This window comes from Acinetobacter sp. V110_1 (assembly GCF_031798975.1).
Lineage (GTDB): Bacteria > Pseudomonadota > Gammaproteobacteria > Pseudomonadales > Moraxellaceae > Acinetobacter > Acinetobacter nosocomialis_A.
On the sequence record NZ_JAVQNN010000030.1, the window covers coordinates 1,080,654 to 1,100,545 of the forward strand.

A 19,892-nucleotide genomic window follows, 5' to 3' on the forward strand; every position below is an offset into this window, starting at 1 on the left:
ATTTATTAAAAAATATCCCCAACTTTAGTTGGGATTTAATACATCAACAAAATATTATAAAAAAATTGATTTTACTTATAATTTTCCACTCTCGAGTAATTTATTTGGCCTTATTCTCTCTACTTCATTAAACAAACTAAATGTCTGATTCATATAATTTACAACACCAGATATTTGTTCAATATAATGCATAAGCTCAGGAGTTTTTTCTGCTTGAATTAACTTAACCGTTCGTGATGGATCAAAACCATCAAACTGGCAGTAAAATAAAGGGTCACCACGTTTTAATATTAAATCCTTTGATGTGTCGTGCCATTCAAACGCCCACATTAATGGTCTGGGCCAAATATGAATTGGGAAACGTCCACCAAAAATAGTTCCAGGTAAGGGATTTTTACGGTAATGTCCAAACGCATCGAGTTGCGTTAAATACACAACTTCATCAGCTATAAAACAGTAAGGTAATTTAAGTTGAAGAATCGGCACTTGGGGTGTACGCCATTCATTTTCATTTACCAACGTTAGCAACTCACGTAATTTATTGGCTCGAACAGGTGACTGGTCGCCTAATACATTAACTAAAGTCGGTTTTCCGTTTGCATCTCGGGTGAATCTTAAATGAAAATCAAAAGGACAATTCACCACGAAGTAGCGACTTTCAAGTTGTAATACTGCAGGACAACGACTCGCTGACTTCGCATGCTTGGTTTCAGATTTTGAACGCATTCGATAAGGTGGTTCATAAAGTAATGCAGACTTATCATCTACCAGAAACCAACCTACTTGGATTACGCCTTCCCCTATGATCTTGTATTGATCATCAATTGTAAAATTAAGAAACATTCAGAATTTATATTTTCATTTTCAATACATTATTTTAACACTTACTATACAAAACTGTCTGTATATTTTCACCACAAAAGAATAATAAATATCAAAAAAATTATGCTCTTATAGCTAGTATTTGTTCTGGTATCTTTTTTATTATTAAATCTTAAAAAACCAAAGAATCTGTATTACATTCAATTTACTGAAATTCACGAAAAGTCAGAAAACAATATGTTAAAAATTTTAGGACGCGATAACTCAATTAACGTTCGCAAAGTCTTATGGCTGTGTGAAGAATTAAATCTTGAATATGAAAGAGAAGATTGGGGTCGAGGCTTTCGTTCTGCTCAATCAGCTGAATATTTGCAATTAAACCCAAATGGTCAAATTCCTGTTGTTTTAGATGGCGATTTAGTCCTTTGGCAGTCCAACAGTATTATCCGTTATCTCGCCAATGCTTACGATAAAGAGCATAAACTTTACCCGACTCAAGCAAAAGAAAGATTCTTTGTTGACCAGTGGATTGATTGGCAAGCGATCGAGCTAAATAACAGCTGGACTTATACGATTATGTCTCTACTTAGACATTCTCCAGATCATCAAGATCCAAACTTATTACAACAAGGTATTGAGAACTGGAATCATCATATGCAGATTCTCGATCAACAACTTGCAAAAACTCAAGCCTATGTTGCAGGTACTGAGTTTACTCTAGCTGATATTCCAATTGGTCTGTCTGTACAACGTTGGAAGGCTACTCCTTTTGACCATCCAACGCTTAAACATGTCGATCAATATTTTGAACATTTAAATCAACGTGCGGGTTTCTTGAAATGGGGAAATAACGGCGAACCTTAATTTTAAATAAGCTTTAAACTGAGTGATGGCGCTTCACGATGCCATCACTTAAAAGTTGATAGACCTGTTTTAAATCATCCCGTTCTGCTTGGGCTAATAACCCCTGATGCATTGCCAAGATATTCTGGTCTCCCCTTACCGCAGGCCCAGTTTGCATTTGTTTCGGATCATTTTCAGTGGCTTTTTTTGCTGTTTCCACAATTAATGGATAAAGCAAGCTAAAGTCGACTTGTTCTGCATCCACAATCTGTTTAGCCATATCAAAACAGTAGTTACTAAAATTACAGGCAAACACAGCCGCTAAATGTAAAGTTAAACGTTGTTTTGAGGTGTATTGATATACCCTATTACTTAGGCTATTTGCTAAATCAGAGATTATTGCTAAATCATCTTTATTGGTCGCCTCTACAAATAATGGTGTGGCTTGCCAATCAACGTCTCTTTCAAGACTGAAAGTTTGCAAAGGGTAAAACACTCCAGCTTTTTTATGAATATTACTAATAACTTCAATATTGGTACTACCTGAAGTATGAACCATAAGCGTTTCGGGAAATAACTCGTGTGCCTGCGTTGCAAGTTCAGCAATAGCACTGTCTGAAACAGCTAGAATAATTAAATCACTTGGTTGAAACTCTTGAAGAGACTGACATGCTTTCGCTTGAATTTGCTCTGCAAACTTTTGGGTTTTCTCAAAATCACGTGCATAGACTTGTACGATGTTATGTCCCTTAGCCAAAAGTGCCTTTGCCAAATGAAAAGCAACACGGCCACTTCCTAACAAACTGATTTTCATGTCAACCCAACAATATTGATCTCTATAAAAAAAGCTTCTCAAAATGAGAAGCTTTTTTCAAATCAGAATTCAATAAAATCAGATTTTTTTATGAATCTATTGATTATTGAGCTACTGAAAACTCAATACGACGGTTTTTAAAGCGTCCTTCTTCAGTTGTGTTTTCTGCAACAGGGTTTTCTGAACCATGACCTTCAGCAACAAGTTTAGATGCATCTACTCCTTTAGAAACCAAGTAATCTACGACCGCTTGTGCACGGCGTTGAGAAAGGGCTTTATTGGCAGCAGCATTACCTGTTGAGTCAGTGTGGCCACCTACGTTTAATTTCACACTAGTCACTTTATTTAACAGTGTTGCAGCTTGGTCAAGAATGGCTTTGTTATCTGCAGGAATTTCACTTGAACCACTCGCAAAGTTAATAATTTGTAGGTTAAGCGCTTTAACCAAAGCATTTACATCTACATTGTTCGGGTCAATTGAGCCTAAAGCAGTTTGTGAAGCAGTTAAGCTATTACTTACAGATTGCTCAGCTGTTTGTGGTGCAGTTGAAACAACCTCAGTATGAGGAACGAGTGCTTTTACTTTTGCAGTTAAAGCTTCTAAAGCTGCAGCATCACCCGCTTTCAATGTGATTTTGTCGCCTACCCACTCTAAAGACGCATTTGGAACACCTTTTAATGCGCCGAGTACACCCGCTAATGCATCTTTATCGGTAAATGCAGCAGCATAAGTTTGGCTAGTATCGACGTTACAGTCTTTAGTCGCTGAAAGAACTTTTTTAACTTGGGTTTGCAAAGTTGCCAAGAAGCCCTGATCACCAATGCCTGCCTGACATTGACTCACAGCCCCTTTATCATCTGTATTTAAAGTTAAGGTAGCAGGTGCAGCAGCTGCGACCGCTACACCACTTGCAGGAGCAGTTTCAGGTACAGGTGTCGCCTCTTTATGATGGCAAGAGCGCCATAACCACGCAATTAATAACCCAAGGATAATAAGCGCAATAATTGGTAAGAAACCACGAGATTTACCAGTCGTTTCCGTTGCTGCTGCAAGTGGAGGTGCTGTTGATGAAGTTACTGATGATAAACCCGCACCAATACCTAATGGTGCCAAAAGCCCAACTGCCCACCCCGGCAAATATGAGCGAATCGTTTCAGCATGCTGACGTAAATAGTTCACAATGCTTTGTTGATCACTTCCAGCGATATCAGAAATCGTATTAAGACTAGGTTTGATTGCACTATTAAGTGTACTTTCAATCTCAGCAGATGGCGCAGTACCACTTAAATGAGTCAGTACAGTATTTTTAATTTGGTCATTATGAGAAAAAAGATCTGATAATGATGGAGCCACACTGTTTTTCAATTGTCCAATAAGATCAGGTTTAGCAGCTAATAATGAAAGTAAGATTGGATAAAATTTAGATAAAGCATTTGTTTTGTCGCCCAAGAATCCATCTTGGTTGTTTAATATTGTTGATGATACTTTTTCTTTAAGCAGTTCTATAGGGTTTATCGACATTGGTTATTCTCCCGAATCTTATAAGTCGTAACCAGCAACTTTTGATTATTCAAATACTTCTATTTGCTGATAGTTTTTTATTCTAATGCGCTCGAAATCTTTTGTTGTCTTTTAAATAATTTATATACAATTTTCCATCGAGTATTTACAAAATAGGCAGATCATTATGATCTGCCTGTTTATATTTTGAATAAGCTTTTAGCTGTTAGAAACTATATAGCAAAAGTCTGTAATACTTTACCAGTAAGGTTTTGACCTAGTAATGGCGTATTTTTCCCTTGCGATAAAATAGTGTCTTTGCTTAAGGTCCAGCTTAATTCAGGATCGACTAACACCCACCCTGCTTCAGCTTGCCAACGCGCAGTCATGTTTGCTACCTGTGCAGGAGCACTTGTTACTTTAGTAACCCACTCAAGCGGCTCAAACAAACCTTCGTTAATAAGCTGAATACCTAAAGCTACATAAGTATCAAATGCACTAATACCCGGTTGAGTTTCAGCAAATGGTGCCATTTTCGCTGAACTGCTTAAAGGTTCATGATGTGTACAAATTGCATCAATGACCCCTTGTTTTAAACCTTGGCGTAAAAGTTCTTTATCTTGCTCAGAACGTAATGGTGGACGAACATGTGCAAGTGAATTGAAGCCATCAGTTAATTGTTCTGTTAAATGCAACTGATGCATTGCTACATCGGCAGTGACAGGTAAACCTTTTGCTTTTGCTGCACGAATTAATTCAACCGACGCACCGCAAGACAACAAACCGAAGTGAGCTTTAACACCTGTTGCTTCAATCATAAGCAGGTATTTTGCAATCGCTACAGTTTCAGCAATTGCAGGAATCATCGGCAAACCTTGACGCGATGCGATAAAACCTTCATGAGCGCAGCCATCTTTAGCAAGTTGCGGTTCTTCAGCATAGAACACGACTGTTAAACCAAGACCAGCGGCATACTCTAATGTACGTACAACAACATCATCATTTTCAAAAGCAGCATTCGCATTTGATACAGCAGTACAACCACCCTTTTTAAGGCCTGCCATATTTGCTGGTTGCTTACCATTTAAGCCTTGAGTCTGAGCACCAATGATATGCATGTGAATACCACCATCAAGCCAAGCTTTTTCAACCAAGCCATGAATGAGGGCACCATTGTCTTGAACAATTGGCTTTGAGTCTGGTGGGGTAATGACATGCAAAATACCATTAGCACGTGCAGCCTTCCCTTCAGATTTAAGCGTACCATGCTGTTGCTGACCTGGTTCACGCAGACGTGCACACAAATCAACCATGGTTGGCATTAACCATTTGCCTTGACCATCAATGATTTGTTCAACCTGTTCAACTGGAGCGATCAACTTACCGTCTTGAATATATACAGTTTGTACGCTGTCTGTTTTTTGGATTGGGTCTAACACACGTACATTTTCAATTTTTACAATACTCATGTGATCCATCCTTACAACGCAATCGCTTCAATTAAACCTTGTTCTTGAAGTTGCCCTTGCATAGACAACGCCAGTACAGCCATACGAACTGCAATACCGTTAGTGACTTGTTTTAAAATCACAGACTGTTCACCATCGGCAATACTCGAATCAATTTCTACACCACGGTTCATTGGACCAGGATGCATAACAATACAGTCCGGTTTAGCTAAACTAAGGCGCTCTTTGTTTAAGCCATACATTCTGTAAAATTCAGATTGCGAAGATAACGCTGGTGAATCAATACGTTCATTTTGAATACGTAAAGCAATAATCACATCACAACCAGTAATGCCTTCGTCCATGTTATTAAACAAACGAACATGCTCACCATATTCTGAAAAACCAACAGGCAATAAAGTATTCGGAGCAATCACACGAATATCTTTACAGCCGAGAGTTTGAAGTGCAGCCACATCTGAACGCGCTACGCGAGAGTGTTTAATGTCACCAATAATGGCAACACTCAAGTCTTCAAATGGTTTTTTAGTTTCACGGCGAATCGTGAGCATATCAAGCATCGCTTGCGTTGGATGAGCATGACGCCCATCTCCAGCATTAATAATTGCGACTTTTGGACATACATCTTTAGCAATGAAATGTGCAGCACCCGAAGATGAATGGCGGACTACAAATATATCTGCAGCCATTGCTTCAAGGTTCCAAAGCGTATCTCGTAAAGTTTCACCTTTAGATGTGCTTGAACGTGCAATATCAATGTTCAATACATTGGCAGACAAACGCTTTGCTGCTGCTTCAAAAGTAGTACGGGTACGAGTCGAATTTTCAAAGAAGAGATTCATCACCGTCCGTCCTTCTAAAAGCGGGCGGTTGATTAAATTATTATTATCGTCTAAAAAGCTTTGCGCGGTATCTAAAATCTTAGTGAGGTTTTCTTTTGAAAGGCCCTCAATCGTTAAAAAATGTTTTAAATTTCCGTCTTGATTGAGCTGAACCTGGCTCGGTTGATGCAACGCTGCAATATGCATAATGGATTCCTATGGGTCGAATCGCGAAAACGTGCATAGTGTAGCTGAATTCCAGCTTTTTCGCAGAAGAACTTTACAGAATAAGACCCTAAATTGACCAGAAAATTTAGGGCCATGCCAAGATTACCTTAAAGCACCAATATAATGATGTGGAACTTGTGCCCGATAAATGTCTTCAGCCGTGATTTCTGTTTCTTCGCTCAACTGAACATTGCTAGTGATTTGTTTTTTAGGAAACTCTGGTATTGAGTCAGTCAATGAATTTAATCGCTCAACATATCGTTTTAATTCATCATCATCTGTTTCCAAGGCTAACGCCATTACATACTTTGCATAATCTTTATTTTGGACCACATACAATGCATCTATGACTCGCCCCGTGACCCTACGCATACGTACATATATTTGTGTGGACACTGAAAAAGCTTCCGCATTGGTTACAAAACCATTCCCCATCATATCTTTCATTTATATTCTCCTATGCTTTTTAAATCATAAAATTGGTTAAAAACCATTTATTAAATAAGTTTTACTCATAGAGATTTAGCAAAATACATACCAGTTTTTGTTTTTTAAGCTTTAAATATCAGTTTATTGGTTGCCAAGTGATAGGTTGCAATAATTTAAAAACCTTTACACATCAAAATAAGTTAAACTTTGCATCGTTAATATTTATATGTTTTGGTCAATCGAGTTTATGAATACATCTTTACGTTTAAACCACTATTGGATTACTTGTGCTGATGGTTTAGAAAGCCTCTTACAAGAAGAAATAGAACAGCTTGGCACCAAAGTGACAGAACGTAAAGCTGGACGTTTAATCATTGAAGGAACGCTTGAGCATGCTTATCGCATTTGTATGTGGTCACGTCTCGCTTCTCGTGTTTTACTTCCAATTCATACTTATGAACTTGAACACACTCATGATGCACGTGATGTAGCAGAAGAGCTTTACGAAGGTGCAATGAGCTTTGACTGGTCACTTATTTTTGCACCACAAAGTACCTTCGCTATTCGCTTACATGCAGAGCGTGAAATTAAAGTTAATACCCAATTTGCAACGCTTAGAGCAAAAGATGGTGTGGTTGACTCCTTTATGGAAGCTGTAGGCCGTCGTCCAAGTATTGATACAAAACAACCAGAAATTACGTTATATGTGCTTGCAGGTAAAACTGAACATACTTATTGCCTAGATTTATCTGGTGACTCATTACATAAACGCGGCTACCGTCGTTATATGACGGATGCACCGATTAAAGAAAACCTTGCTGCAGCAATTTTACAAAAAGCTAAGCTCAAAGAACGTAATCCAGAGCTTATCTTCGACCCAATGTGTGGTTCAGGTACTTTTATCATTGAAGCATTAATGATTTTAACTGATCGCGCACCTGGTCTTGTTCGCCGTTTTGGCTTTAATGGCTGGCATGGTCATGACCGTGAACTTTGGCTTTCGCTCAAAGCTGAAGCAGCAGAGCGTCATGAAAAAGCCCTTGAGCAGCCACTACCTAAGTTTTATGCGTTTGATGCGGACTGGGAAGCTGTAAAAGCAACACGCGAAAATATTATTGCGGCGGGCTTTGAAAAACTCCTAGGCCAAATCCAAATTGAAGAACGTACTTTAGCTGACTGGCCTGATTTTGCCGCTGAAAAGAAAACAGCTTTTATTGTGACCAACCCTCCATATGGCGAACGTTTAGGTGATAAAGCATCAAACCGCTCTCTTTATTTAGGTCTATCTGCACTTTTACAAAAACATTTCCCAAATCAATATGCAGCCATTATTGCAGCTCAAATTGAACAAGCAGATGTTTTAGCTTTTGAAGCGCCTGAAACTTTACGTTTAATGAATGGTAAGTTACCAATTTACATTCGTTTCGGTGCAATCAAACCAGAAAAAGTAACACAGCCATTCTTAGCAACTTGGCAAGCTCAACCAGTTGAAATAGAAGAAGCTCAAGACTTTGCGAACCGTTTGCAAAAAAATATGACTGCCTTAAAAAAATGGGCTACTAAAGAAAATATTTATTGCTTACGTTTATATGATGCCGACTTACCTGACTTTAATGTCGCTGTAGATTTATATGGCGATCGCTTACATGTTCAGGAATATGCGCCACCAAAAACTATCGATCCTGAAAAAGCAAAAAAACGTTTTAATTTAGCGCTTGCTGTAATTCGTGCTGTGACTGGTTTAAACCGCGATGCGATCTTTATTAAAACGCGTGCTCGTCAAACAGGTACCAATCAATATACGAAACAAAGTACAGCTTCAAAACGTTTTATCGTTCAAGAAGGTAAAGCTAAAATTTTAGTAAACCTGACTGACTATCTTGATACAGGTTTATTCCTTGACCACCGTCAAATGCGTCTACGTATTGCTCAAGAAGCTCGTGGTAAACACTTCCTGAACTTATATAGTTATACATCTACAGCCAGCTTACATGCGGCTTTAGGCGGTGCTGCAAGTACTACAAGTGTCGACTTATCGAACACGTACTTGAGCTGGTCTAAAGAAAACTTCGTTTTAAATGGTTTAACTGTAGATCATGCAGATGAACAACACATGTTCTTTGCAAGTGACTGTTTTGAGTGGCTAAAAGAAGGTCACGAACAATACGACCTTATCTTTATTGACCCACCTACTTTCTCTAACTCTAAAAAGTTCTACGGTACTTTCGACGTACAACGCGACCACGTTTCTCTTATTAAACGTGCAATGAACCGTTTAACAAGTGAAGGTACGCTTTACTTCTCAAATAACTACCGTGGCTTTGAGATGGATGAAGAAATTGAAGCGCTATACGACGTTGAAGAAATTACGTCTGAAACGATCGGACTTGATTTTAAACGTAATCAAAAAATCCACCGTGCATGGAAAATTCAGCATTTAGGATTGAACTAATATAAATTTGGTAGAAAGTTATCATTACTTTACGGTAATGATAACTTCGCCATGTACATTTTTCGGTTCAAACTCATAACGTGTAAAACGGTCCGCTCTATCTGGTAGCGCAACCATTTCTAATTTTTTCTTTTCTTTAATATCTATCACCTGATTTTGTTTTTGTTCTTGATAAGGTGATAACACACTCGATCGTAATGAGTTCCAGCGAACTTCTTGTAAATAATTATCTCCTAATTCTTTACGAGCTTGATGCTGTTCTGTTTCAGGTTTCTTGGCATCATCTTGAGCTTTAGCAATAATGACGGGTAAAGATGTAGTGACCGCTCCTGTTTGAGTTGAAAGCGCACTTTCCGTCATTGGTTGTGCTGCCCATGTATTTGATAACGATACAAATACACCACTCAAAATTCCCAGCATATACCCTTGTTTATTATTCATTAGCTACTTCCTAAAATTGTTATTGTTCGTTATATCGAATCAAACTAGCAACTTTTTAACCTTGTCGCAATGTTATAAAGAAACTTCCCGATAATTAGCATTGATCATTTTAAAACCGGAAACTCTTCACAGGCTTTTTGTGAATATTCAAGTTGTTTTATAGATTGTTATCTCAGACTTGAACCATTCTCCTAAATCACTTACTGTGATTTTATAATTTATTTGTATTTGATTTTATTTATAAATACACACCATGTGAGGTGAAATAATGCTTCAGCAGTGCTGCCAATTACTAGAGGATCTCCAACTTAAAGTCGCATTTATTGAAAGTGCTAGCTCGGGCTACTTAACCAGCCAGTTTTCGATTCATAAAAATAGTGGTGCTGATATTTTACTGGGCGGTTTGGTCAGTTATGACCCCAGCATTAAAATTAGTATTTTAAAAGTCGATCCAAAGTTAATCGATATGTACACGGCAGAATCACCACAGGTTACAGAAGAAATGTGTAAGCTGGGTCAAACCCTATTTGACCAAGCTGATATTATTGTAAGTTGTACAGGTTTACTCAAACATGGTGGTAGTGAAACTACTGAAAAACCTGTAGGTACCTTTTTTATCTGCATTTCTTACCAAGGGCGTATTTATCATTATCCTTATTTTTTATCAGGTCATGCCGAACAAAAACTTAAAACACTCACGCAAAAAGTAGCCAACTCAATTATTACGCTTGTATCTTCAAATCAGCCTAAAATTTAAATATAAAAAAAAGAGAATATGTTTCCATATTCTCTTTTCGGTTTTAGCAGAACAAGATTAGCTGAGTTTCATTTTATCGAAGACTAAATGACCATTTTCACCTTTCACTAAAATGGTATCACCTGCGACAAAATCACCCGACAAGATTTTTTGCGCTAATGTGTTTTCAATCTGTTGTTGAATTGCACGTTTTAATGGACGCGCACCATAAACAGGGTCGAAACCAGCATCAATCAATAAATCAAAAGCAGTGTCATCTACAGTTAAACTCATATCACGATCAACCAGACGTGAACGTAATCGATCCAACTGAATATCAGCAATGCCTCGAATCTGTGCTTTTTTGAGTGAATGGAAAATCACAAGTTCATCAATCCGGTTAATAAATTCCGGACGGAAATGCTGACTTACCGCATTCATTACAATGGTACGCACTTCATCGTCTGTTGCACCCTCACCTAGCTCACGTACATCTTGTGAACCTAAGTTCGAGGTCATCACAATCACAGTGTTCTTGAAGTCTACTACTCGACCTTGTGAGTCTGTTAAGCGACCGTCATCCAACACTTGTAGCAAGATATTGAATACATCTGGATGCGCTTTTTCAACCTCATCAAACAACACCACACTATATGGTTTACGGCGAACAGCTTCAGTTAAAACACCACCTTCTTCATAACCCACATATCCTGGAGGTGCACCAACCAAACGGCTAACCGAATGTTTTTCCATAAATTCACTCATGTCGATACGAATCATGGCATCATCACTGTCAAACAAGAAGTTCGCCAATGCTTTGGTCAACTCAGTTTTACCAACACCCGTTGGTCCCAAGAATAAGAATGATCCGCTAGGACGATTCGGGTCAGATAAACCTGCACGTGAACGACGAACTGCATTCGATACCGCAACAACAGCTTCATCTTGCCCAACAACACGGTCATGTAAAAACTCTTCCATATGAAGGAGTTTTTCACGCTCGCCTTGCATCATTTTAGCGACTGGAATACCCGTTGCAGCACTCACAACTTCAGCAATTTCATTTTCTGTCACTTTAGTACGAATGAGTTTTGGCTCTTCGTTTTCTTCAGCAACTTCGTCTTGCTCAAGTTGTTTTTGAAGCTCTGGAATTACACCATATTGCAAACGTGCTGCTTCAGCCAAATCACCTTCACGCTGAGCTTTTTCAAAAGCAATACGCGCTTTATCAAGTTCAACCTGAGCCTGTTTGGTACCTTCTACCAAAGTTTTTTCAGATTTCCACACTTCTTCCAGATCGTTGTATTCTTTCTGAACTTCAGCGATCTGTTTTTCAAGATGAGTAACTTCGGCTTTACTGCCTGCATCTTCATCTTTTTTCACCGCTTCCAATTGCATTTTTAGCTGAATTAAACGGCGATCAAGCTTATCAAGAGCTTCAGGCTTAGAGTCAATCTCCATTTTGATACGAGAAGCTGCTTCATCAATCAAATCAATTGCTTTGTCTGGTAATTGACGGTCTGTAATATAACGATGAGACATTTTCGCCGCAGCAATAATCGCTGAGTCTAAAATTTGCACACCATGGTGAGTAGCATATTTCTCTTTTAGACCACGTAAAATCGCAATGGTATCTTCTACACTTGGCTCATCAACCAGTACTTTTTGGAAACGACGCTCTAAAGCTGCATCTTTTTCAATGTATTGGCGGTATTCGTCTAAAGTAGTCGCACCCACACAGCGTAACTCACCTCGAGCCAATGCAGGTTTTAACATATTCCCTGCATCCATAGCGCCGTCGCCTTTACCTGCGCCTACAAGCGTATGTAGCTCATCAATAAACAGGATGATTTCGCCTTCGTGTTTTGCCAAATCTTTTAAAACAGCTTTTAAGCGTTCTTCAAACTCACCACGATACTTCGCACCAGCAAGTAATGAGCCTAAGTCAAGGGATAAAACACGTTTATTTTTTAAACCCTCTGGCACTTCGCCATTCACAATACGCTGTGCTAAACCTTCAACAATAGCGGTTTTACCGACACCTGGCTCACCAATGAGCACAGGGTTATTTTTTGTACGACGCGATAAAACCTGAATGGTACGGCGGATTTCGTCATCACGTCCAATTACCGGATCAAGTTTTCCAGATAAAGCCCGCTCAGTTAAATCAATCGTATATTTATTAAGTGAGTCACGTTGGTCTTCGTGATTATTACTCATGACTTTGTCACTACCTCGAATATGTTCAATTACTTTGCGTAAGCTGTCGGGAGTTACACCTACGGCACTTAAAATATTTTTTGTTTCGCCAGTTTCTGCCAAGCCCAATAAAACCCAGTCAGTTGACAAAAATTCATCACCCGCTTTTTGCGCATATCGATCTGCCAAGTTAAGCGCTTTAACTGCTTCTGGGTTTAAATTGACATCGCCTGTTGGATTAGCAATAGTCGGAGCATCTTTTATAGCTTGCTCAAGCTTTTGTTTAAGTTCAGGTAACCGTGCACCTGCTTGTTGCAACAAGCTAATATTTGAAGGCTCTTCTAATAAGGTACTCAAAATATGAATACCTGCAATAGCAGTATGGTCTTTACCCATCGCTAAAGATTGAGCATCTGAAAGGGCTTGCTGCAAGCGGTTTGTAAATTTTTCAAAACGCATTCTTGTTATTCCTCACAACAAATTTGTACTTGTCTAATAGATGGGAACACTTTTTCGGATTTCAAATAAATTTTTATATATTTTTCATAATGTTATAAAAATAACAATAAGTAAAACTCCATTATAATATGGGTTTATGAGTGATCTATTTCAAGTATATTTTGTATATTTTTTAAGAGAAAACAAAAACCTGATATTTCATCTGAATTTTTATCATAAATAGCAATTTTAAAGCCGTAATATATTTAATAGTTAGCATAGTTAAATTTAAAAATATTGAAGGCAGTCCCTCACTTGAGAGACTGCCTTATAAAAGGGCTAATCAATTATGCCATTGATGGAACGGACACTTAGCTTGCTCTGTTTTTTCTTTTGGAATATCTGGCGTCGAGATTGGACGACGCTGATGCTGTTCCTGAATGATAGGGAATACCGACGTAAAGAAGTTTGACCAACCACCGGTACGTACTCTTAATAAATTATATTGCTCAGGTGATGTTACCGCTTGAGTAAATGTTTCTGGGTTAGCGACCGTGATCGTTAAAATATTAGATGAACCACCTTGGCTGAATTGTCTCAATATCTTGATCAAATCTTTAACGCCAAAGTCTTCACGAATATTAAAGTCTGTAGGTGCACCATCGGCCATTAAATTTGTACCCGTACCGTCAAAACCTTTTAAAGCACGGCTAAATTCAGCCACTTGATGATCAACAACCAAATCTGCTGGACTTGGTGATGGACTTAAATCTGATGCTACTGTTGTACCTAAACGACGACCATCAGCGCTCGCCCCATTCCATGCCCCCATCTCCACATGATTTTCAAAAGTTCCCACACCGGGTTGAATCTGAATACCAAATGGATGCTCTTCTGAACCATAACGTTCAGCTAAACCTTTAAGACTTTGCGCAAATTGTGGCCATGGTTTTCTAAATGTTTCGACTGAAATTTCAGCAATCATTTGAACAATCTGATCGCCTAATTTATCGACTTCAGAGTTTCCTCGTCCATAACGCGGTTGTGCTAAAGCAATCTCTCGTAAACGCTTATAGCGATCAGCTTGTGCAGCAATACGAGCATGCCCAGCTAAATTACTAATAAAAGGCTCAGTCATTTTATAACCCCAGTCACAACACAAGCACTCTAAGAGCTCAGGTAATGTAGTTACCGCAGTTAATGGATCAAAAACCATTGCCTTAATGGCATATAGTGAATTAATGGTATTACTGAGCGAGATATAACACGGTCCATAAATATTATATTTAGCACCACCACTATAAAAATCCTGACCTTTAGCCAAACAATCATCCATCAAAACATTTAGAATTGGAGATGGACAAATATCTGTATTGGCACCATAACCCAGAATTTGCCCATTAAATGCCTTGCGATTGAGTAATTCAAAATGCTGTTTGTATAGATCTAATAGTTCTTCAAAACTATCAATCTGATCGGCAGGTTTCGTATTTAGTGAAACAGTTTGCCCAAACAGATAGCTTTGCCCAGCACTTGAAATTGTTCTCCCCTGATTTAATGCACATTCCAAAGGCTGTAATGTCGAGAAACCACCTAATGAAAACCAGTTTTCGCCAGGGAACTGAGGTTCATAACAACCATCACAGGCATAATTTTGGGCTGAACGGATATCGACTTTAGAATTCCAATTTGGCAAATTAGAGAACGCATCTCCCCCTACGCCATCTCCACTTTGATGAAGACTAGGAATGAGTTTTTCATCATTTAATAAAATTGGATGGGCACCGCCAGATAAAATTGCATGCGCAGCCACTTCTAAAATTTCTTCAGGAATATCTTTGCGAGTTCTTAAAGACAAACACGGTGCATTTAACGGTAAACGGCCTGACGCACGAATGAATAATTTTGTGACCTCATTATAAGCTGGTTTGGTTTTAGAAAAGTCTTCTTCACCATCAGCGACTGTACCACCAACTGTAATCTGTTGAATCCATTGGCCCAAAGATGCACCTTGAGGATAAGGTCCCGAACTACCACCCATTGCGAGATTACCAAAAGGTTGATGGTCTTCCATAAACATACGGTTCTGTTGTACTTTTTCGTCTAGCTTGATATAGAAGGCATCGATAATTTCCTGTGCTTCTTCAGGCGGAATCGCATCTTTGTCAAGGAAAGGTTGCAACAGCTGATCCATACGTCCAAATGCTGTTGGCTCACCATTTAAATGCAAACAACTATGCAATGTGAAAATAAATTGAACTGCTTCAAGAAATGTGTCCGGTTTATCTTTCGATAACTTTTCCATTCGATGACCAATCTCAATTAAATTATCTCTTTCGAACTCTTGTCCTTTTTGCATCTGGTCTGCGACTTTAAATGCGAGCTTTGAGTAATTTAAGAAATATTCAGAAATACCAACTAGTGCTAATCTCGAAGCTTCATAGAAGTCTTTTTTCTCTGGAGTCTGGGCATTGCTTGCATGTTTCGCAATTTCTTGTTGTAGACCAGCTAAACCTAAATCTAGTGCCTTTTTATAATTTGGAATAACATGCCCAACCCCCGATGCTTCACTTAAGTTACGCAAAAAGCCCTGAAGACGCTCTTCTTCAGACAAATACTTCATGACATAACGACCTTCACCCAAGGTCAGATTTGGCATAGCTCCCACAATAATTTCATCTGGCATAATGCGATAGGTATCTGATCCATAAATGACTTTACCTTCACATTCACGCCCAGTTGAATATGGAATCATTTCACCATTTTTTAATAAAATTTTCCGTCCGCGGAAACCATAGTTTTCTGATGAGAATAACTGCAAACTTAATCGGATAGCCCAACCTTTGCGCAGCATAATAGATAAACCCATAATATTTTCAGGCTTATCACTGATGTCGAACTCATCAATATAATAATCTACCCCTCGTTCAATTTCTTCTTGTTTACGGTTGAAGTACCAGTTGTCTTGCCATAAAGAAAATGTATTTTCAAGTAAACTTAAAATACGATTAGAAGGTGGTTTAAAAAATTCACTATGGGGATTTAACCCAGTTGCCATATTAAAAAGATAATTACTATGATTATAGTACATCAAACCATTATCTGAACTGTTCATATAATGGCGATCAAATCGATTCCAATCCATACCTGGGAAAAAATTCCAGTTATCTTTATCTAATCGACTAAAATCATTTAAATATTCTGGCGCATCATCTAATGCTAAATCTTTTAAACTTGGAATATAAAATATTCCTCCCAAGTCTGAATGAAGGCTATTGAATAGACGGTCATTCATAAAGCCTTCTATTGCACCAATCTGACTTGCCATAACTTCTTCTAAAATGGCAGCAGTTTTTGCAAAACCAGCAAAATAAATTCCTGCTTCATCGGCTTTAGTTACCGATTTTGGCACTCTAAAACTTGAATTTGATTCAGCACGGCCAAACGGTAAACCTAGACGCAGAATAGGCGTGGTATTTCCATTTTCATCTTGTACACGAGAAGCTTTAATGTGCGAACGGCTATCACGGTCTGGAATAATTGTGTCGTCAGTTTTACGCCCAATCAAATCTTCAATTTGATCTTCTGACATCATGTTGATTTGATCCCAATTAATTAAAAATCTTTGAGATAGAACGTATGAGCCACCAAAATGATCAATATCTTCTGCACCAATTAAAGTATGTTTTGCAAGTGAAATTGGATCAGATGGATTATTTAAATTTTCAGAAAAACGACACCCTAAAACCTTACCATTGCGACCTGTTTTAGATTGTGAAGCAGTAACTTGACTAAATATTTCTTTAATATCTGAAGCTAAAAAATGCTCAATATATGTCTGTAATACTGTACACGCATCGGCATCATCGCTTTTTACATGCAACCAAATGTCGCCATCCGAATTTTTAAAACTCCCATTAGAATCAGAGAAAACTTCTGAGACATTTGGATTTTTTTCTTCAGGATAATGTAATTGCATTCCCTTTGGTCGTGACAACTTATCTTTTTCACAAATTAGATCCCAATTATCAAAAGAAACACCAATTGCCAAAGTTGTATTTTTACTAGAAAGTGCTGGATTCTTATTGACCTCTTGACGCACAGCTATCATTAATTGTCGTATTCTTTCCCGCGTAATTTCTTTATTTAGCCAAACTGTACTAAAAATGGCATGGGGTGAAGGATAAACCAACCCACGTTGCATATATTTCCATATTTCAGTAAAACGATCTTCATAAGATATATTTAACATTATATTAGTTCCTTTAAAATTTTTATATAATAATTAAAATTATGATTATAAATTTAATTACAGAAGCATTATTCATAATAAAATTTAAAATAACAAGAAATTTAAAATCAAACAAAAACAGTAAGAATTAATAAAAACCCCAATATAAATTTAAGTTTAGATAATTTAAAATATAAAAAAGAAAAATACAAACAAAATAAATATAATCACATAAAATAAGCCATCAATTATTAATATAAAATAATAAATAAAATTAAAATAAAATCATTAAAAAAAATTAAAACAACTTTTAAGTAAAGCTTACTGATATAATTTATAGTATTCTTTTAGAAAATTATTGTCGCTATGTTGATAAAAAAACTTATTTCTACTTTGCTTTTTACATCAATACCTTTTTACTGTTTTGCCGAGCTTCCTCAAGACTCAAGAAGACCCGGTGGAATTGCAGTCATTCCATTAACTGCCGATATTACTCAGGTTACTTTTCAACAGAAACCGGTTTTAGTTAGTCAGGAAGGCCATCAACGTTATGCTGTAGTTGGTATTCCGTTATCTACCCCACTTGGCAGTGTTCAGCTCAATACCAATAAAGCTCCTATTCCAATAGAAGTTAAGTCTTATCCTTATGCTGAGCAACGAATTAAAGTCACGAATCAAGACTACGTAAACCCCAACCAAAGTCAATTAGATCGTTATGCTCAAGAAGCGAAAGAACAAAATGATATTTATAGTTCTTTTACATCAAGTTCATGGCAAAGTTTACCCAAATTTATACGCCCAACTTCAGGAAAATTTACCAACTCGTTTGGAAGAAAACGTTTCTTTAATGGGGAAGAACGTGCGCCTCACTCAGGTCTAGATATCCCAGCGCCTGTAGGTCAAAAAGTAATTGCTCCAGCAGACGGCGTAGTCGTTCAAACAGGAAATTATTTCTTTAATGGACAAACTGTATTAATTGATCACGGTCAAGGCTTAATTAGCATGTTTTGCCATTTAAGCGCGATAAAAGTAGAAAAGGGACAACATATCCGCCAAGGAGAAACTTTAGGTTTAGTGGGCAAAACAGGCCGTGTAACGGGCCCTCATTTACATTGGGGTATGAGTCTTAACAATGCTCGGGTAGATCCTCAGCTTTTTTTAAACCGAGCTCAATAATTTAACGGTTTACGAAAGTACTTTGGTGCCTCTGCATAGCCTTCTCTTAGGTAAAACTGATGTGCCAAAGGTCTTTGCATTCCAGAATGCAGTTCCATGCGGTCACAGCCACGTTGCCTTGCTAACCGCTCTGCTTCTTGCACAAGCAAATGCCCCACACCTTTGCTGCGCATATTCTCATCAACGCATAGATAGCATATTTTGGCAAAGTCCCCTTTTAAAGCAATTTGTGGAATAAAATAAAGCGATAAAACTCCATATACATGCGAATCATCGGCTGCGACCAAAGTAATTGCATTCGGGTCTTTACTTAATCTTTGAAATTGTTCCTCAACTACTTTTAAAGGCTGCGAATATCCCATTTGTTTCAGTAAGTGGCATATAGTCTCAGTATCTTCCCATTGAGCTAAACGGATATTCACCCCATTTCTCCTTTTATTTTTAATTATTCTTATCATAAAAAAAGCCAACATGACTGTTAGCTTTTCTTTTTTCAGGCATTCACATGAAATTATGCAGCTTCAATAATCTCAAAATCGTGAGTAATTTCTACGCCACCATCAGAAAGCATTTTACTCGCTGAACAATATTTTTCAGCTGATAGCTCTACTGCTTTTGCAACCTGTTTTTCTTTTACAGCTTTACCTGTTACTACAAAGTGCAAATGAATTTTGGTGAAAACGGCTGGAATCGCATCTGCTCGCTCAGCTTTAAGCTGACATACGACATTCGTCACATCTTGACGAGATTTCTTTAAAATAGTCACAATATCAAACGAAGCACACCCACCAAGTCCCATTAATATCAACTCCATAGGACGTGGTCCACGGTTTTCACCACCATACTCAGGTGAGCCATCCATCACTACACTATGACCGCTCTCTGATTTCGCTTCAAAAGCAACATTCTCTAGCCAATGTACACTTGTTTGCATTGCAACTACCCAAAAAAAATTATAAATTTAAGCAGGGTCTGTTGACATTTCATCTATGGATTGCGTAATAGCTAAAAATTAATCCAAATAAAAACGCAAAACACAGACAAGGGCAATCCTTTGTCCAGTTTTGTAATAAAGTTTGTTAAATTTCAGCCAAAATCTGAGGTGCGATTCAAGCATCTGAGGTGCAGCGCAAGACCAGATTTTTTGTGCGTTTCGTTGTTTAGCTCTATTTATTTAGTATGACTAAATTCCATAGTTCTTGCTTCGTAACGTCTAGAAAAATCGTCTTATGTCGCAACCATCTGTGAAATGTCAACAGGCCCTTGTTTTGTACACTAACATAAAATGAGTT

15 protein-coding genes and 1 pseudogene are annotated in these 19,892 nt (G+C 37.9%); 4 read left to right on the forward strand and 12 right to left on the reverse strand.

Features of this window, described 5'->3' with window-relative positions; all coding sequences use genetic code 11:
* Window positions 1-75: 75 nt before the first annotated feature.
* A complete protein-coding gene (locus tag RMA95_RS16070; protein ID WP_311071858.1) occupies window positions 76-843 on the reverse strand; it encodes a hypothetical protein in 768 nt (255 codons plus the stop codon).
* 216 nt (window positions 844-1,059) lie between these two features.
* Between RMA95_RS16070 and RMA95_RS16075 the strand changes: the two genes are divergently transcribed.
* The gene (locus RMA95_RS16075) at window positions 1,060-1,686 is read left to right on the forward strand and encodes a glutathione S-transferase (RefSeq protein WP_311071860.1); all 627 of its coding nucleotides are present in this window, start codon (window positions 1,060-1,062) and stop codon (window positions 1,684-1,686) included.
* A gap of 13 nt (window positions 1,687-1,699) precedes the next feature.
* On the opposite strand, the gene RMA95_RS16080 is transcribed toward RMA95_RS16075, so the two are convergent.
* The 5 genes from RMA95_RS16080 to RMA95_RS16100 all read right to left on the reverse strand — a co-directional run bounded on the left by RMA95_RS16080 (window position 1,700) and on the right by RMA95_RS16100 (window position 6,945).
* Window positions 1,700-2,479, reverse strand: coding sequence for a F420-dependent NADP oxidoreductase (locus tag RMA95_RS16080; protein ID WP_311071861.1), 780 nt, complete (start codon window positions 2,477-2,479; stop codon window positions 1,700-1,702).
* A gap of 103 nt (window positions 2,480-2,582) precedes the next feature.
* Window positions 2,583-4,001, reverse strand: a complete 1,419-nt coding sequence (locus RMA95_RS16085) for an OmpA family protein (RefSeq protein ID WP_311071863.1) — start codon at window positions 3,999-4,001, stop codon at window positions 2,583-2,585.
* A 212-nt stretch (window positions 4,002-4,213) separates the two neighbouring features.
* Complete coding sequence (locus RMA95_RS16090) at window positions 4,214-5,449, reverse strand: dihydroorotase (protein WP_263613293.1); 1,236 nt, start codon at window positions 5,447-5,449, stop codon at window positions 4,214-4,216.
* 11 nt (window positions 5,450-5,460) lie between these two features.
* Window positions 5,461-6,477 carry an aspartate carbamoyltransferase catalytic subunit gene (locus RMA95_RS16095; protein WP_263613292.1) on the reverse strand — a complete coding sequence of 339 codons (1,017 nt, stop codon included), beginning with the start codon at window positions 6,475-6,477 and terminating at the stop codon, window positions 5,461-5,463.
* Between the two features lie 123 nt (window positions 6,478-6,600).
* Window positions 6,601-6,945 (reverse strand): hypothetical protein, encoded by a 345-nt coding sequence (locus tag RMA95_RS16100; protein ID WP_311071866.1) that lies wholly within the window; start codon window positions 6,943-6,945, stop codon window positions 6,601-6,603.
* A gap of 229 nt (window positions 6,946-7,174) precedes the next feature.
* Here RMA95_RS16100 and rlmKL point away from each other — a divergent pair, with 229 nt between their 5' ends.
* On the forward strand, window positions 7,175-9,379 hold the full coding sequence (rlmKL, locus tag RMA95_RS16105) for a bifunctional 23S rRNA (guanine(2069)-N(7))-methyltransferase RlmK/23S rRNA (guanine(2445)-N(2))-methyltransferase RlmL (RefSeq protein ID WP_311071869.1): 2,205 nt from the start codon (window positions 7,175-7,177) through the stop codon (window positions 9,377-9,379).
* Window positions 9,380-9,403: 24 nt separating this feature from the next.
* Here the strand turns inward: rlmKL and RMA95_RS16110 are convergent, their stop codons facing one another.
* Window positions 9,404-9,820, reverse strand: coding sequence for a hypothetical protein (locus tag RMA95_RS16110; protein WP_263613289.1), 417 nt, complete (start codon window positions 9,818-9,820; stop codon window positions 9,404-9,406).
* A 268-nt stretch (window positions 9,821-10,088) separates the two neighbouring features.
* Here RMA95_RS16110 and RMA95_RS16115 point away from each other — a divergent pair, with 268 nt between their 5' ends.
* Entirely contained in the window at window positions 10,089-10,577 is a 489-nt protein-coding gene (locus tag RMA95_RS16115; protein WP_263613288.1) for a CinA family protein, read from the forward strand.
* 57 nt (window positions 10,578-10,634) lie between these two features.
* Here the strand turns inward: RMA95_RS16115 and clpB are convergent, their stop codons facing one another.
* Together clpB and RMA95_RS16125 are read right to left on the reverse strand one after the other, a co-directional pair.
* Window positions 10,635-13,214 (reverse strand): ATP-dependent chaperone ClpB, encoded by a 2,580-nt coding sequence (gene clpB, locus RMA95_RS16120; protein ID WP_311071872.1) that lies wholly within the window; start codon window positions 13,212-13,214, stop codon window positions 10,635-10,637.
* Window positions 13,215-13,536: 322 nt separating this feature from the next.
* Entirely contained in the window at window positions 13,537-17,445 is a 3,909-nt protein-coding gene (locus RMA95_RS16125) for a Dyp-type peroxidase (protein ID WP_311071874.1), read from the reverse strand.
* A gap of 345 nt (window positions 17,446-17,790) precedes the next feature.
* Here RMA95_RS16125 and RMA95_RS16130 point away from each other — a divergent pair, with 345 nt between their 5' ends.
* Complete coding sequence (locus RMA95_RS16130) at window positions 17,791-18,600, forward strand: M23 family metallopeptidase (protein ID WP_263613285.1); 810 nt, start codon at window positions 17,791-17,793, stop codon at window positions 18,598-18,600.
* On the opposite strand, the gene RMA95_RS16135 is transcribed toward RMA95_RS16130, so the two are convergent.
* The 3 genes and pseudogenes from RMA95_RS16135 to RMA95_RS16145 all read right to left on the reverse strand — a co-directional run.
* Window positions 18,594-19,022 carry a GNAT family N-acetyltransferase gene (locus tag RMA95_RS16135; RefSeq protein WP_263613284.1) on the reverse strand — a complete coding sequence of 143 codons (429 nt, stop codon included), beginning with the start codon at window positions 19,020-19,022 and terminating at the stop codon, window positions 18,594-18,596. The genes RMA95_RS16130 and RMA95_RS16135 overlap by 7 nt on opposite strands.
* Before the next feature lie 89 nt (window positions 19,023-19,111).
* Entirely contained in the window at window positions 19,112-19,534 is a 423-nt protein-coding gene (locus RMA95_RS16140) for an OsmC family protein (RefSeq protein ID WP_001195082.1), read from the reverse strand.
* Window positions 19,535-19,628: 94 nt separating this feature from the next.
* Window positions 19,629-19,709 (reverse strand): annotated as a pseudogene (locus tag RMA95_RS16145) (hypothetical protein); the annotation flags it as partial.
* Between the last annotated feature and the right edge of the window lie 183 nt (window positions 19,710-19,892).

Excerpts from the sequence above, each read along its gene's own strand:
- RMA95_RS16070 (WP_311071858.1), bottom strand. The coding sequence starts at position 843 with ATGTTTCTTAATTTTACAATTGATGATCAATACAAGATCATAGGGGAA.
- RMA95_RS16075 (WP_311071860.1), top strand. The coding sequence starts at position 1,060 with ATGTTAAAAATTTTAGGACGCGATAACTCAATTAACGTTCGCAAAGTC.
- RMA95_RS16080 (WP_311071861.1), bottom strand. The coding sequence starts at position 2,479 with ATGAAAATCAGTTTGTTAGGAAGTGGCCGTGTTGCTTTTCATTTGGCA.
- RMA95_RS16085 (WP_311071863.1), bottom strand. The coding sequence starts at position 4,001 with ATGTCGATAAACCCTATAGAACTGCTTAAAGAAAAAGTATCATCAACA.
- RMA95_RS16090 (WP_263613293.1), bottom strand. The coding sequence starts at position 5,449 with ATGAGTATTGTAAAAATTGAAAATGTACGTGTGTTAGACCCAATCCAA.
- RMA95_RS16095 (WP_263613292.1), bottom strand. The coding sequence starts at position 6,477 with ATGCATATTGCAGCGTTGCATCAACCGAGCCAGGTTCAGCTCAATCAA.
- RMA95_RS16100 (WP_311071866.1), bottom strand. The coding sequence starts at position 6,945 with ATGAAAGATATGATGGGGAATGGTTTTGTAACCAATGCGGAAGCTTTT.
- rlmKL (WP_311071869.1), top strand. The coding sequence starts at position 7,175 with ATGAATACATCTTTACGTTTAAACCACTATTGGATTACTTGTGCTGAT.
- RMA95_RS16110 (WP_263613289.1), bottom strand. The coding sequence starts at position 9,820 with ATGAATAATAAACAAGGGTATATGCTGGGAATTTTGAGTGGTGTATTT.
- RMA95_RS16115 (WP_263613288.1), top strand. The coding sequence starts at position 10,089 with ATGCTTCAGCAGTGCTGCCAATTACTAGAGGATCTCCAACTTAAAGTC.
- clpB (WP_311071872.1), bottom strand. The coding sequence starts at position 13,214 with ATGCGTTTTGAAAAATTTACAAACCGCTTGCAGCAAGCCCTTTCAGAT.
- RMA95_RS16125 (WP_311071874.1), bottom strand. The coding sequence starts at position 17,445 with ATGTTAAATATATCTTATGAAGATCGTTTTACTGAAATATGGAAATAT.
- RMA95_RS16130 (WP_263613285.1), top strand. The coding sequence starts at position 17,791 with ATGTTGATAAAAAAACTTATTTCTACTTTGCTTTTTACATCAATACCT.
- RMA95_RS16140 (WP_001195082.1), bottom strand. The coding sequence starts at position 19,534 with ATGCAAACAAGTGTACATTGGCTAGAGAATGTTGCTTTTGAAGCGAAA.